10 protein-coding genes and 1 pseudogene are annotated in these 14,360 nt (G+C 58.4%); 6 read left to right on the forward strand and 5 right to left on the reverse strand.

The window, feature by feature from the left end; translation table 11 throughout:
• From HMPREF2842_RS07260 to abc-f, 3 genes are all read left to right on the forward strand, one after another.
• The coding region (locus HMPREF2842_RS07260; protein ID WP_210398800.1) for a transposase at positions 1-418 on the forward strand (418 nt) is incomplete at its 5' end.
• Between the two features lie 1,056 nt (positions 419-1,474).
• Positions 1,475-2,761 carry an MFS transporter gene (locus HMPREF2842_RS07270; protein WP_005987410.1) on the forward strand — a complete coding sequence of 429 codons (1,287 nt, stop codon included), beginning with the start codon at positions 1,475-1,477 and terminating at the stop codon, positions 2,759-2,761.
• A 261-nt stretch (positions 2,762-3,022) separates the two neighbouring features.
• On the forward strand, positions 3,023-4,492 hold the full coding sequence (abc-f, locus tag HMPREF2842_RS07275) for a ribosomal protection-like ABC-F family protein (protein ID WP_005987409.1): 1,470 nt from the start codon (positions 3,023-3,025) through the stop codon (positions 4,490-4,492).
• Positions 4,493-5,400: 908 nt separating this feature from the next.
• Here the strand turns inward: abc-f and HMPREF2842_RS07280 are convergent.
• Positions 5,401-5,688, reverse strand: a complete 288-nt coding sequence (locus HMPREF2842_RS07280) for a Rossmann-fold NAD(P)-binding domain-containing protein (protein WP_204371245.1) — start codon at positions 5,686-5,688, stop codon at positions 5,401-5,403.
• 146 nt (positions 5,689-5,834) lie between these two features.
• Here HMPREF2842_RS07280 and HMPREF2842_RS07285 point away from each other — a divergent pair, with 146 nt between their 5' ends.
• Complete coding sequence (locus HMPREF2842_RS07285; RefSeq protein ID WP_005987407.1) at positions 5,835-7,127, forward strand: IS30 family transposase; 1,293 nt, start codon at positions 5,835-5,837, stop codon at positions 7,125-7,127.
• Between the two features lie 220 nt (positions 7,128-7,347).
• Here HMPREF2842_RS07285 and tet(W) read toward each other — a convergent pair whose 3' ends face one another.
• Positions 7,348-9,270: a tetracycline resistance ribosomal protection protein Tet(W) gene (gene tet(W) / locus HMPREF2842_RS07290; protein ID WP_070643840.1), complete on the reverse strand. Its 1,923-nt coding sequence runs from the start codon at positions 9,268-9,270 to the stop codon at positions 7,348-7,350.
• 449 nt (positions 9,271-9,719) lie between these two features.
• On the opposite strand from tet(W), the gene HMPREF2842_RS07295 reads away from it, so the two are divergent.
• On the forward strand, positions 9,720-11,030 hold the full coding sequence (locus HMPREF2842_RS07295; protein ID WP_049353248.1) for an ISL3 family transposase: 1,311 nt from the start codon (positions 9,720-9,722) through the stop codon (positions 11,028-11,030).
• A gap of 255 nt (positions 11,031-11,285) precedes the next feature.
• Here the strand turns inward: HMPREF2842_RS07295 and erm are convergent, their stop codons facing one another.
• The 3 genes from erm to HMPREF2842_RS07305 all read right to left on the reverse strand — a co-directional run bounded on the left by erm (position 11,286) and on the right by HMPREF2842_RS07305 (position 13,533).
• Positions 11,286-12,140 (reverse strand): 23S ribosomal RNA methyltransferase Erm, encoded by an 855-nt coding sequence (gene erm / locus HMPREF2842_RS07300; protein ID WP_049353249.1) that lies wholly within the window; start codon positions 12,138-12,140, stop codon positions 11,286-11,288.
• 99 nt (positions 12,141-12,239) lie between these two features.
• Positions 12,240-12,305, reverse strand: a complete 66-nt coding sequence (locus HMPREF2842_RS09420; protein ID WP_071569110.1) for an erythromycin resistance leader peptide — start codon at positions 12,303-12,305, stop codon at positions 12,240-12,242.
• Between the two features lie 49 nt (positions 12,306-12,354).
• Positions 12,355-13,533: an IS256-like element IS1249 family transposase gene (locus HMPREF2842_RS07305; protein WP_005323424.1), complete on the reverse strand. Its 1,179-nt coding sequence runs from the start codon at positions 13,531-13,533 to the stop codon at positions 12,355-12,357.
• 150 nt (positions 13,534-13,683) lie between these two features.
• On the opposite strand from HMPREF2842_RS07305, the pseudogene HMPREF2842_RS07310 reads away from it, so the two are divergent.
• Positions 13,684-14,360, forward strand: a pseudogene (locus tag HMPREF2842_RS07310) (IS256 family transposase); the annotation flags it as partial.

Below are 14,360 nucleotides of genomic sequence, written 5' to 3' on the forward strand. Positions count from 1 at the left end.
CGCCGTCAAAGCGATGCTGCACTCGGTGTATGACCAGCCCGACGCGGCATCGGTCAACGCTCAATACGACCGGCTCTTGGACTACGTGAACGACAAGCTCCCCGCCGTGTGTGATCACCTCGATCAAGCCAGGGCAGACGTCCTCGCGTTCGCCTCCTTCCCCACCGGGGTATGGACCCAGATCTGGTCCAACAACCCCAATGAGCGCCTCAACCGCGAAATCCGCCGACGCACCGACTCCGTGGGGATCTTCCCCAACCGCCAGGCCATCATCCGCCTGGTCGGAGCCGTCCTCGCCGAACAAAACGACGAATGGGCCGAAGGCCGACGCTACCTCAGCCTCGACATCCTCACCAAATCACGACTCACACCACAACCCACCCAACAGGAGGAACCCCCACTCCAACTCAGCGCATAACCCACCCCGAAGGACACAAAACGATTACACCACTCCACAGGACTTGACCCGCCAAGCAGCCACCTCGCGAAATTCAGCACGAGCACGCCCTCCCGGGTATGGGGCTCATGCCTCGTGCGAGTGATGAGAATCTTCGGGAATGCATCCCCGATGGATAGAATCGGCGCAATCTCCCTCTCGAGCGTCGAATCGGCGCCGATATCGTCGCTCACATACACTTTCCTTCCCGGTTTCGAAACTTGGAAGGCAGTATGCGCAAGGATGCGTCGAGGTGCGATCCCAGTCGTACCATGCCAGCAGAGATGTCGAGGCACATTCGTTCATGCTGCAATGCGGGCATCGGAGATGAAAAACAGCCCGTCGGGTAGTCATGGGCGTGCGGGAGCCCGCATCAGTAACCTGCCTCCTCGGTTGTCCCTTCTTTGCATGGTCGTCTACATAAAGGAGGAACCAGCCATGCAGATCAGCATGCTTGCCCTTCTTGGGTCACGGACCGGGGAGGCGAGGGCCTCCGTCGGGACCGCCCCGAGCAACCGGCATATCCAAGGAATGACAAGGCTCGATCGCTGTGCTGGTCAGGATGCCGAAGCGGGCCGTCCGCCAATCGGAATGCGGGTCAGGATGCTGCAACGTGATTCCAGCTGCAGGATACGGCTCCTTTGCGGTTGCCGCAAAACCTGCTGGCAACATTCTTACTATCCGAATGATGTACGCATCCCTTGGGATCGTTTCGCCTGACCAGGGCCATCTTCAGCGCCTCATCGGCCAGCTCGGCAGGCGCCTCTTCCACGCGTAATAGCCCTGGCGGGTCACCTATGCAACCAAAGATACAAAAGGAATCGAATGGCCAGAGAGGATTGCCCTTACCGATGCTCGATTCTTGACAGGCAAACTCAAGCCTCGTTAATATTACATATTACATGGTTTGCCAGACCGAATTAACAAAGGAGGGGTGTCGTGGTTGGTCTTTTCCGCACGTGGATGAGCGCCTAGAAAGCGGCGCTGTTGTGGCGTCGCGCTGTTTTTCTGCACGCCATTTCACGATTGGACATAACCATGATATTTGAAACCTCTCGGGGCAGGTCTGTTCTGCTGTGCCATTCATGGCAATTCAAGCTTTGTTTCGTATGGGGCGGGGAGCTCGTTTCGACATTGACGAGTTCGATTCTCCAAATGGGTCTTATTTGGCATCTCGCCCTCACGACAGGGTCGTCTTCTCTCCTCTCCTTAGCATCGCTGGCAGGCTTTCTGCCGATTGCTTTGTTCGGAATCCTTGCGGGCGCCGTTGTCGACAGACTGCCTTTGAAACGTGTCCTCATCGGCGCCGACCTCTTCATTGCCGCGGTGGGTGCCGCCTTGGCGATTGCCTCGTTGGCCGGCAGCTTACCTGCATGGCTAATTCTCATCGCCCTGTTTCTCCGTGCAGTTGGTACTTCGTTCTACACGCCAGCCTCCCAATCTCTCACGCCCCATCTCGCCCCGCCAGAGCATCTCGTTCGCCTATCGGGGGTGACTCAGGCGATTCAGTCCGGCGGATACATTCTTGGCGCCGCGCTTGCAGCAGTGATTTATCCCGTGGCGGGCATTACCGCTATGATTGTCCTCGACGTGCTGGGAGCGCTTTTCGCTTCTTTAGCCGTCCTCGCCGCACAGATAGACGCAGGGGGCCTCGATGAAGCCGACCGCAGCTTGTCCTTTTCCAATAAGGTTCGAGAGCTCTTCTCTGAGATTTCGGACGGCTACAAGCTGATTAGGGAGTACAGGGGGCTGTTCGCCCTTCTTTGGTGCGGGTTCGTCTTCGCTTTCGCGTTCTCTCCGCTCGCGGCATTGTTCCCAATAATGACCTTGGGGCATTTTGGCGGTAGCACGGGGGATGCCGCTTTGGTGGAAATCCTTTTTTCTGCAGGCATGCTGGCTGGGTCCGGCATTTTGGCGGCCACGGGAGGGTTCCGCAATAGGTCGTTCACCATGGTCGCCGCGATTGCCGGCTTCGGCATTGCCGCAATCGTATCCGGATCGCTCGGCCCGTCATTGTTCGCTGCTTTCCTGCCGGTGAGCTTTCTTATGGGCGCATGCTCCCCGTTGTACGCGGGAACCCAGACTGCCCTTATGCAGGAGCAGATACCTCCTGAGTACCTAGGCCGCGTTTTCGGCCTCTACGGAACCATCATGGCGTGGGCCATGCCCATGGGCCTCGCAGCCCCCTCCGTTTTTGCGGATCTGCTTGGAGCTCCGTTATGGTTCGTCGGCTCTGGAGCGACCATGGTACTGCTTGCGATGGCTATGCTGCTTGCTCCGAGCGTCCGAAACGCGGGGAAAAGAGATACCGGGCAGATTCAATAGCCCAAGTATTCGAAAAAAAGAGGCAGCAGCCATCGGTTCAAGCGTCAGCCTTCAAGCCCTTGCGACGACGAGGTATTGCACCGACATTCCGCATCGCGCTCCTTATTCGTCGCCAACTATCATTTTCGGATTTGCCGGCTTGCGCAAGGTCAAAACGCTCGCGCCGGCAATTGGGCAAAGGCGAAAAATCGACGTGAGCAATCTTTTTTGGCATGGCTGCGCTTCCAGTAAAACGCTAATACACAAAAGGCGGTTCAACCTATGGAACTCATAGTCAAAGCTAAAGACATCTTTTTGGAATATGCCGGCCGCGATATCCTAGATATCGAAGAGTTGGAAATCTACTCCTACGATCGCATCGGCTTGGTGGGAGACAATGGCGCAGGCAAAACCAGCCTGCTTAAAATTCTGAGCGGCAATCTTACCATTGCGGACGCCGACGTCAGGCGCTTCGGCAGCATTGCCCTCATCGGCCAACTCGATGAACTCGACCTTGATGCGGCTCAGGACAGTGGTGAGATGCTCTCCCGTCTCAACGTCGCCGGAGTGGCGCAGGAGACGATGAGCGGCGGGGAGGAAACACGCGCCAAGATTGCCTCTGCACTCTCCCAGCATGCAAGCGCGATCTTCGCCGACGAGCCTACGAGCCACCTCGACCAAGACGGCATCCGCCTTCTCGTCGGACAACTCAAGGCATTTGATGGGGCTCTGCTCATCGTGAGCCATGACCGTCATTTTCTCGACCAGGTGGTAGACAAGATCTGGGAGCTCAAAGACGGCGGTATTTCCGAATTCTGGGGTGACTACTCCGACTATCTGCGACAGAAAGAAGAAGAGCGCAAAGCTCAGGCGACTCGATACGAAGAGGCGATGCGCGAGCGCGATCGCCTCGAAGCCGCCATCGAAAAACAACGGAAAAAAGCACGGCAGGTCGACGCCAAGCGGAAGGCTGCGAAAAAAAGCAACGAGTATGCAGGTCGATTGGGGCATCAGAAAGCAACCGGCACCAAACAGAAGAGGATGTACCAGGCGGCTAAGGACATGGAGAAGCGCCTCGAAGCGCTCGAAGGGATTGAGGCCCCAGATAGCATTCGCGCCGTGCGGTTCCGCCAGAGCAAGGCCCTGGAACTGCATAGTAAATTTCCCATCTCGGCAGACGATTTCAGCTTGAGCTTCGGCAACTGCATGCTCTATGACCACGCGAAATTCGAGATACCGCTCGGTGCCAAAGTGGCCATCACCGGTGGCAACGGTACAGGAAAGACCAGCCTGCTGAAGGCAATCGCTCGACGCGCCGACGGTATCAACATCTCTCCCAAGGCAGAGATCGGTTACTTCGAGCAAACAGGCTACAAGTTCGACGCCCGTCAGTCTGCGATCTCGTTCATGCAGGATGGTTGCGAGTACAGCATGACCGAAATTCGAGGCATCCTCGCCTCTATGGGAATCGGACCGCGCGACCTGACAAAGGACGTTGGCGTTCTCTCGGGAGGCGAAGTCATCAAGCTGCTACTCGCGAAGATGCTGCTGGGCAGATACAACATCTTGCTCATGGACGAGCCTGGAAATTACCTGGACATCAAGAGCGCCGAAGCCCTCGAGCAGATGATGAGCGCCTATGCCGGAACGATAGTGTTCGTCTCCCACGATAAGAGGCTGGTCGAGAACGTCGCAGACATTGTCTACGAAATAAAGGACACCAAGCTAGTCAAAATCTTTCAGCGCGAATAGCCCTAAATGAGCAAGAAATAATCCCCGAACGGAGACAAGGGAGTAAAACGGCAAAGAAAGAGCCTCCGTCCCAACGCAGGGAACGGAGGCTCTTTAATCGCTTTTACTCATCTCCGTCGCTGGTGGCTTTGTCATGACTCTCGTACGAAACGAAACTCAGCGGCACAGTGCGGCACTCAAAATCGCAGGTCAGAACCCTATCGGCCTACTCCCACTCGATGGCTTCAGTTTTACTGTCCCGACATTCCAGTTGTCCTCAGTTTTCGATGCCGTCTCAAACCGAGTGCCGCCAAGTAACACTATGTCGTGTTTCATCGGCTTCGGGGACAAAAGCTGGGACAACTTCAAAAACCATTTTCAAACTCAGAGTATTGAGTTTTTATTTTTGTCCCAAGGGGCACGGAGAGCCGCCTTTGGAGGCTCGATATCGACGAAAACGCCCGCTTTGAAACTCAAGTGCCTTTTCGTGTGCGAGCCGCCAGCTGCAATAGGAAGTGAATCAACGCAGGCGCCTTTCAAGCAGTTTGCAAAACTGCAGGTTGCAGGCCTTCATTGCTAGTAGGGGAAATGAGTAGTCTCAGGTGGCTTGCCCATGAGTTAGCGAGCAGGTTGGGGCTTCGTTGTTGGCGCAATCACTTCGTGCACACTCGAAAGGTCTGTTTAACTTCAGACAGGGCGCCAGTGCCTACGCGCAGTGGCGCAGATGATGGGCAGCAAGAGACAAGCATCTGCTGCCGCCCATCAGAAAGCATCGTACAGGCCATACCACACGTCGGTGTAGATGAAGTCGGCGCCCTTGATGCACTCGGTTGTCGTCGGAGACCTTGCAGTTCTCCTCGCCGATGGCCATGAGGTCGCCCATCTCCTGCGAAGGCGGGCGAGCCGTAGCTCGCCCGACCTGGTACGTCTTACAGACCGTGCTTACCGAGAGCGGCCATGCGCTCATTGATGGTGGCGCGGTATGCCGCAGCCTTCTGCTCGTCGGGCTCGCTCTGGGGGCACAGAGTGGCCAGGATGGCGCGAATGGAGTGCTTGCGGTTCTCGGCCTCGACCCAGCACAGGGAGCGCTCGGGATCGTCCATGACCTCGTCGACGACTTCCTCGCCACGGTTGGCGGGCAGGCAGTGCATGAACATGCTGTTCGGACCGGCAACGTTCATCATATCCCAGGTCACCTGGTACTTCGGATAGAACACATCCATGTAGCTGGAGCTGGAGACTTCACCTTGATTATCAACTTTATCCGAACACCTCCCACATTCATCCGCACATGTGCGGATGAATGTGGGAACCCGATACCCTGAGGGCCGGATCGGCCGGCCCCGGGAGATCGGAGGACGGCATGTCCGGAAAGAAGAAGAGCGGCTCCGCAAGGGCGGTCCCGAGGGCCTACGGAAGGCTCACGAGGCACGAGCGGGACACGGTCCAGAGGATGCTGGAGCGCAGGGCGTCGTGCAGGGAGATCGCGAGGGAGCTGGGCAGGTCGCCCTCGACGGTGAGCGCCGAGGTGGCGTCGCACAGGTTCGTGACGGCGCCGAAGGCCAGGCGCGGCGAGCGCGTGGACGCCTCCGCCGACCTGTCGGCGGCCTGCCCGCGCCTGGCGGCGTGGCCGCGCTGCTGCAACGGGTGCGGCCGGTACCGCGCGATCGGCTGCAAGCGCCGCCCCCACGTCTTCTACGAGGCCCGGGCCGCGCAGCTGTGCGCCGACTCGGTCCTCGTCTCGTCCAGGCGCGGGATAGACGCCGACGAGCCCGCCGCGGCGGCCAGGCTGGAGGCGATAAGGGACTGCCTGCGCCGGGGGCTGTCGCCCGAGCAGATGGCGGCGCGCAACGGCGGCCCGGTGGACCTGTCGCCGTCGACCATCTACCGCTGGGTCTCGGCGGGCTACGACGGCATGACCAACATGGAGCTCAGGCGCAAGGTCGGCTACAGGCCGAGGAAGCGCGCCGCGGGCCGGGCGGCGACCCGCCACTCCGCCCGCAGGTCGCATGCCGCGTTCCTCGCCCTCGGGGAGGACGCGTGCGCCGCGGCCTGGGAGATGGACACCGTCGAGGGGGCCCGGGAGGACTCCGCCTGCCTGCTCACGCTGCTGCACCGCCCCAGCAGGCTCCAGCTCGCGCTGCCGCTGGAGGAGAAGACCGCCGGGTGCGTCGCGGACGCCCTGGAGGGCGTCCGGGCCATCCTCGGCGCCGACGGGACGCGCCGCGTGTTCCGCGCCGTCCTCACCGACAACGGCGCCGAGTTCTCCGACGAGGCGGCGATCGCGGCGCTGCTCGGCGAGGGGCCGGGCGAGACGAGGCTGTTCTACTGCGACCCCAGGCGCAGCGACCAGAAGGGCGCCTGCGAGCGCAACCACGTCGAGATCAGGAAGCTGCTGCCCAAGGGCGCCGGAATCAGGTTCGACCGGCTCGCCCCGGCCGACCTGGCGCTGGCCATGTCGCACGTGAACTCCGAGCCCCGCGGCGCGCTCGGCTTCGCGACGCCCGCGCGCGCCTTCAGGGCGATGCTCGGGGAGGACGCGGCGGCGCTGCTGGACGCCTACGGCGTGGAGGACGTGCCGCTCGGCGATCTCGACCTGACGCCGGGGCTCATCGAGAGGGCGCGCGCAGAGAGGGGCGATGCCCCGCTGGCCTAGCCTAGGAGAAAAACGGAATAGACGGACCGACCGTCCGGCTGAGTCTGGGAAGAGGTGCCGGGCGGCGGGCGGAGCATGGCCACCGGACCCATCGAAACACATCTCCACCATTCCTTCAACTGGGAAAATGCCGCCCCCGGGGCCCGGATAGGACCTCGGGGGCGTTCGGTTAACTGCGGGAGCGTGCCGTCAGCTCAATGTGTTCGGTTGGGATCGGAAATCAACCAGTGATCTTACTGAACATATGGCGCACCTTGTCCAGGCGGCTGTTTGGACGGCGGGGCTGGATGACTGGCTTGCCGACAGCGGCCTGATACCCTTTCAGTTCTGTAAGGCATACGCTCTGCCCGTTGGTGTAAAAGGCCAGATCAGTACGGTATGCCTGTATACAGCGGGCGGGAATCTCGCCAGTAAAGACAACTTCATCCTTTTTTACCTGGACCGTTTCGATGGTGGCACAGTATTTCGGTGCATCATGATAAGCCCTGGAAAGATATTCCCGGGGCGCATAGAGGGTGAAGGAGAGATAAGGTTCCAGCAGTTGCGTCCCTGATTCCTTCAATGCCTGTTCCAATACAATCGGGGCCAATGAGCGGAAGTCCGCCGGCGTGCTGACCGGACTGTAATAAAGCCCGTATTCAAAGCAAATCTTACAGTCCGTTACGTTCCAGCCGAACAAGCCCTGCTCCAGCCCGTAACGGATACCATCCCTGACAGCGTTTTGAAAACTCTGGTTCAAGTATCCCAGCGAAACCCGGCTCTCGTATTGTACACCGGAGCCAAGCGGGAGTGGTGTAACAGACAGTCCGATGGATGCCCAAAACGGGTTGGGCGGCACCTCGATATGGATGGTGTGGCTGGCTGCTTTGAGCGGCCGCTCCATATAAATGACGGTGGGTTCCTTTACCACTGTTTCAAGCTTGTATTTTTCCGACAGCAAAGCGGAAACAACCTCCAACTGCACCCGGCCCAAAAAAGAAAGAATGATCTCATGGGTGATGGAATCCACCTCGCAGCGCAAAAGCGGGTCAGTATCCGCAAGTTGCGTAAGAGCGTCCAGCAGCCGTTCTCTTTGCGCTGCCGTTTTCGGCGCAATCGACGTCCGCAGCATGGGGAGGGGGTCCTCACGCCACCTTTTACGAGGGAGCCGGGTTGGGTCCCCTAATACATCGTTTAACCTCACGCTGTCGCTGGGAAGGATAACAATTTCACCCGGATAAGCGGTGTCTGTCCGAACAATTTCCCCTTTGGATGGAATACGCATCTCTGTGATTTTCAGCTTTTCTCTCCCGGCCAGGGCCACCGTATCCCGCAGGCGCAGCGTTCCGCTGTATAACCGTAGATAGACACGCCGCTGGCCGCAATCGGTGTACTCAACCTTGAAAACGCTGCCGCATAGGGCGGCGCCCCCCTGTTCCCCAATCGGTTGGAACAGCCCTGTCACCGCATCCATCAACGGTTGAATGCCAAGGCCATTTTTGGCGCTGCCATGATAGACTGGGAACAGGGAGGCGTCTTGAACCCGCTGCTGTTCCTCCCGCGCAAGTTTTTCCCGGCTGATTGGTTCTCCTGCGATATACTTTTCCAATAATTCATCGTTATTTTCGATGACCGCATCCCATGCTTCTATGTCGGTATTTTCCTCCAGGACTATTTCCGGGGACAGCGACACCGTCTGCTTGATGATAATATCGGCGGAGAGCTTATCCCGAACAGACTGAACCACGCTCTGCAAATCAACGCCAGCCTGGTCGATCTTGTTGATAAAGATAACGGTGGGAATGTTCATTTTCCGCAGGGCATTGAACAGAATACGGGTCTGGGCCTGCACGCCATCTTTAGCGGAGATCACCAAGATGGCCCCATCTAAAACAGCCAAAGAGCGGTACACCTCCGCCAAAAAATCCATGTGGCCGGGCGTATCCACAATGTTAACTTTACATCTGTGCCACTGGAAGGAAGTGACTGCCGCTTGAATGGTAATCCCACGCTGCCGCTCCAAAAACAAGGTGTCCGTCCTCGTTGTCCCTTTTTCGACGCTCCCCGGTTCTGAAATGGCTCCACTGGCATATAGCAGACTCTCCGTCAAGGTCGTCTTTCCAGCGTCTACATGGGCAAGAATCCCGATATTGATAATGTTCATGTCTATCCTCCATACAAGGCCCGAATGGGCGCAAAAATCCCCAGCGGCTAATACTTTTACCACTGGGGATTATAAGTTGCGGACATACACATATACAGCATACACCTGTTTGTGATTGCTGTTTTTGGGGATATGTCAAAATTGATAAGGCAAAAGTATTCTTAAATTGGGTACAAAAAACTAAGCCCCTACAAAAGGAGCTATCATAATCCTTTGTTCCCACTATTTGATTATAGTTTTATTTAAGAATACCTTGCCGCATATTTTTTACTCCTTTTCTGGATTAAATCATTGTATCACATCAGTTTTAGGAAAGCAAGTACCTAAAAGGGCTCTTCGCATTTGAGGGTGTAGGTGTTGTGGGCGGGGTTGGGCGTGTCGTGGCCGGGTAGGGGTCGAGGTCTTCCGATGATGGAGATTGCTACACCGTCCATCTGAAAGACCTCGACATGGCCAATACTATCTTTGATCGCCCTGACCTGAGCGCGTTCACGCGCCTGGATGACCTGGGCCTGGAAGTGACGGGCCAGCGCATGTGGCCAGACCATGCAGTGTTGGCTTGCCGGATTGCTGGTGAGGACCGGTGGTGTCGACGCTGCGGATGCCAGGGCGAGTCGCGTGACACGGTGATCAGGCGCTTGGCGCACGAGCCTTACGGGTGGCGCCCCACGATCTTGCACGTGAGCGTGCGCCGCTACCGGTGCCAGGAGTGCGCCCATGTGTGGCGTCAAGATATGAGCCAAGCGGCCGATCCGCGCGCCAAGCTCTCGCGTGCGGCGGTGCGCTGGGCGCTCACTGGGCTGGTCGTTCATCATTTGACGGTGGCGCGTATCTCCCAGGCCCTCGGTGTGTCCTGGAATACCGCCAACACCGCTGTCCTGGGTGAAGGCCAGCGTCTACTGATCAATGATCCAACTCGGTTCGATGGCGTGCGTGTCATCGGGGTGGATGAACACGTGTGGCGCCACACCCCCTACGGAGACAAATACGTCACCGTTATCTTGGACTTGACACCCATCCGAGAACGCAGCGGCCCCTCCCGACTCTTGGACATGGTCCCGGGTCGCTCCAAGCAGGTCTTCAAAACCTGGCTGGCCTCCCGCCCCGACACGTGGCGAAGCCGCATCGAGATCGTCGCGATGGATGGATTCACCGGGTTCAAAAGCGCAGCCACTGAAGAACTCCCCGGCGCGAGGGCGGTCATGGACCCCTTCCACGTCGTGCACCTGGCTGGCAACGCCTTGGATGAGTGTCGCAGACGCATTCAGCAAGAACTCCACCACCGGCGCGGGCGTGCCACCGACCCCCTGTACAAGGCCCGCAGGATGTTACACACCCGCTCATGCCTGCTCACGCCACGCCAGCAGCACCAACTACTCAACCTGTTTTCCGGTGAGGAGCACGTCGCGCTCGAGGTCACTTGGAGCGCCTACCAGAACATCATCGACGCCTACCGCGCGCCCGACACGGACGCGGGTAAGGCCCTGATGGAAGCCGAAATCAACACCCTGACCTCCACGCGTGTACCGAGGGGTCTGACCGAGCTCATCACGCTGGGCAGGACACTCAAACGCCGAGCCGGGGACATCCTGGCTTACTTCGACCACCCCCACACCTCCAATGGCCCTACCGAAGCCATCAACGGACGCCTCGAACACCTACGCGGCTCCGCCCTCGGGTTCCGTAACCTCACCCACTACATCACCCGCTGCCTCCTCGAAACCGGCGGATTCAGACCCCAACTACACCCCCAATTATGAAGAGCCCGTTTTCTGTGGCACCGGTGATAGTAGTTCCTAGTTTTGCGGTGCGGCAGATGGTATCGACGATGACATTTCCGTTAGGCTGCACAGTAGGTCCTTAGTTTTGTACGGATGGATTAGATACCTTTTTCCTACAAAGCCAAGGACCCCAATATCTTGTGCCACGCCCGAACCCCCGGCGAACTAATCAATGCACTCTAAAACCGGAAGAGCCCTTTTAGTACTACTGGTGGATTTCGGTTTTGGTGGGGATTAACGCCGCCGGCCTCGATTTTTCCGTTGAGGAGGTCGTTGACTACTTCCCGATGGTGAAATGGGCCGATGGCGCGGTGAAGAGGAACCAGTCACCTGGAAGAGATCGATCCAGTCGCTGGTGTGCAATCTGGGAGGTAGGGTTGCGGGGTCGATTCCTCGCGAGCGCAACCATGATTGTGTCTCTGAACGTGATGAAAACAACCCTGCCCTTCGGAGAATTTCCCCTATCCCGCGTCCCCGGGCAGTGAAAACGGTGTGCACCATCGCCTGAAAGGCTTTGCGCTGCTCTATCGGAATCTTCGGGTCACCCACCCGGCGGATCACTAAGATCCCCCCGTCAACGTTTGGCTGTGGCCGGAAAGCAGGCCTTGGTACCCGAGAACCCAGGTGAAACGTGAACCATGGGGACCACTGAGCCGTCATCATCGTGCTTGCGCCTACCCCGGCCCGGCGGCGAGCGACTTCCCACTGCATGAGGAGTACAGCGTCAGTCCATGCTGGCGCATGCAGCAACTTTCGAAGAATGGCAGTGGTGAGGTGAAAGGGAATGTTTCCCACAATGACGCAGGGAGTGGCGGGTAACCGGAAGTTAAGGAAATCATCATGGACCACTTCGACCGCCGCCGAGGAGGTTTCTTGTGTGATTTTGGCAGCTAGTTTTGCGTCCACTTCAACTGCCGTTATCGCCCTCCCCAAGTGGGCCATCGGGTGAGTGAGGGCACCGCTTCCTGGTCCGATCTCAATGATGGGGCCGGAGGTTTGTTTCACAAGGTCGATGATGGAGTTGATGATCTTGTGGTTGGTGAGAAAATTTTGGCCATGCTCGTGACGGCCGTGTCCGTATGCAGACATCAGGTGTGCTCCTTGGATTTGAAAGGGAGCCGGGCATGACAAATAGCCGCCCGGCTAAAGGACCGGAGCGGTTTTTAACCTACGGGGTAGGAAACCGCCTTAGCGGTTGGTGCGCAACCGCAAGAAAGCGGTACCTGAAATCAACATGGGTCTAATTATATCCATTAAAGGGTTAAGGGTCAAAATGTGTGTCTGGCTCGGCGTGTCGCGGGGGTTAGATTTGGCCTTTTTGAATGCCGATTGAGTGGGTGTAGTCGGTGTCGATAGCGTTGTCGTAGAGGGCTGGGCGTCCTGTTTCGTGGTCGGCTTGGTTCTCGGTTTGGGTCAGGGTGGATACTTTGGCGAGTTGGCCCTGGCCCCAGTCGGACTGCCTGGCGATTCGTACTGGATCGTCAGGCAGTTCCGTTTTTAAGTAGAGCCACCAATCCAGCATGCGGCGTTGTCGTTCGCCTGATCTGCCGCGGTGGGTTCTGGCGAGCAGTTTGAGCTGGGCGTTGATGCCGCCTTCTAAGCTGTTGGTGGTGGATTTGATCCGCTCGGGCGCAAGGACTCCTGCTGGCGGGTTGAGGTAGACAAACAGCATCTCGGACCGCCAAAGATGGTTGAGGCTGTTGTAGGCCTTGCGCACGTTGTGGTGGGTCCACACGCGGGTCCATGCACCTGTTTTGGGGTCTTTGATCATGGTTTTCTCGTTCATCCATTCCCGGTAGATCGTTGAAAACTCGTGCAGTTGCACACCCCACGCGGCGGCTTCATCCAGTGTGGTGATCCGGGTCAGTTTCAGCGCAAGTCGGTAGATGGTGCGCCCGGCATCGGTGCGTGGGTTGGTGGTGGTGTAGCGGCGGACCACGCGTTGGGCGTGGACGAGGCAGCGTTGAATTTTCGTAGTCGGCCAGCACTTTTTGATTGCGCTGTATGCGCCTTGGCCGCCGTCGATGACGGCGATGAGTGGGGCTTCGATGCGTTCAAGCAGCAGTTGGTAGTCGCGGGTGGTTTCGTGTTTGCACCAGTGCCAGGCGATCACGTGGTCGATGGTCGCCGCGACGATCAGGCAGCCACCGGCGGTGTAGGTGCCATCGAGAAATACCTGGTCGTAGATCCGCTTGTGGTGGCCGGCGGTGGGGTCAGGCACATCAACGAGCCAGCACCACTTGAAGCGCCGCTTCATGGTGGCGCGGCTAACACCGTTTCGTTTGGCTAGGTCGTCGAGTGATATTGCGGTGGTGCAATGCTCGATGAACTGGGTGAACACTGCCGCGTTGGTGATGTCGTTTCGACGTTTGACGCTGGAGGCGCCGCATTGTTTGCAGCGCCATCTGGTGGTGCCTTTGCTGGTGGTGCCGTTGCGTTTCATTTCACCGCCGCAGTGGCAGCGTGGTTGGTTCTTCGACATTGCGACACCACACCACGCCGCGCATAGCACATCACGGCTGCCACACCGAGGATTTCCCGTCGGGGGCTAGATATATGCTTCCGGAGCATATACTTTCCGGAAACCTACAGGTCAATCCGTGAAAATCCGCGATTCCGGACACACATTTTGACCCTTAACCCTGGGTATCGCCACCGGCCCTTGGACACCAGGGTCGGCACCATTGACGTGGCGATCCCCAAGCTGCGCTCAGGCACCTACTTCCCAGAATGGTTACTGCAACGGCGCAAACGCTGTGAAACCGCGTTGATCACAGTGGTCGCTGACTGCTACCTGGCAGGAGTATCCACGCGCCGTATGGACAAGCTCGTCAAAACCCTGGGGATCACAGGACTGTCCAAGTCCCAGGTCTCACGGATGGCAACAGACCTCGACGAACACGTGGACCAGTTCCGCAACCGGCCCCTCCACGATGCCGGGCCTTTCACGTTCGTCGCCGCTGACGCACTGACCATGAAAGTGCGCGAAGGAGGACGCGTCGTCTCGTGCGCGGTCCTGGTTGCCACCGGAGTCAACAATGACGGACACCGCGAAGTGCTGGGGGTGCGCGTGTCCACCAGCGAGACCGCTCCAGCCTGGAAGGAGTTCTTCGCCGACCTGGTCGCCCGAGGCCTGACCGGCGTGCGCCTGGTCACCAGTGATGCCCATCTGGGCCTGGTTGAGGCCATCGCAGCGAACCTACCCGGAGCCACCTGGCAACGATGCCGTACCCACTACGCCGCGAATCTCATGTCCGTCACCCCCAAAGCGCTATGGCCCGCCGTCAAAGCGATGCTGCACTCGGTGTA

This window comes from Rothia sp. HMSC069C10, from assembly GCF_001812205.1.
GTDB lineage: Bacteria > Actinomycetota > Actinomycetes > Actinomycetales > Micrococcaceae > Rothia > Rothia mucilaginosa.

Excerpts from the sequence above, each read along its gene's own strand:
- HMPREF2842_RS07270 (WP_005987410.1), top strand. The coding sequence starts at position 1,475 with ATGATATTTGAAACCTCTCGGGGCAGGTCTGTTCTGCTGTGCCATTCA.
- abc-f (WP_005987409.1), top strand. The coding sequence starts at position 3,023 with ATGGAACTCATAGTCAAAGCTAAAGACATCTTTTTGGAATATGCCGGC.
- HMPREF2842_RS07285 (WP_005987407.1), top strand. The coding sequence starts at position 5,835 with ATGTCCGGAAAGAAGAAGAGCGGCTCCGCAAGGGCGGTCCCGAGGGCC.
- HMPREF2842_RS07295 (WP_049353248.1), top strand. The coding sequence starts at position 9,720 with ATGGCCAATACTATCTTTGATCGCCCTGACCTGAGCGCGTTCACGCGC.
- erm (WP_049353249.1), bottom strand. The coding sequence starts at position 12,140 with ATGTCTGCATACGGACACGGCCGTCACGAGCATGGCCAAAATTTTCTC.
- HMPREF2842_RS07305 (WP_005323424.1), bottom strand. The coding sequence starts at position 13,533 with ATGTCGAAGAACCAACCACGCTGCCACTGCGGCGGTGAAATGAAACGC.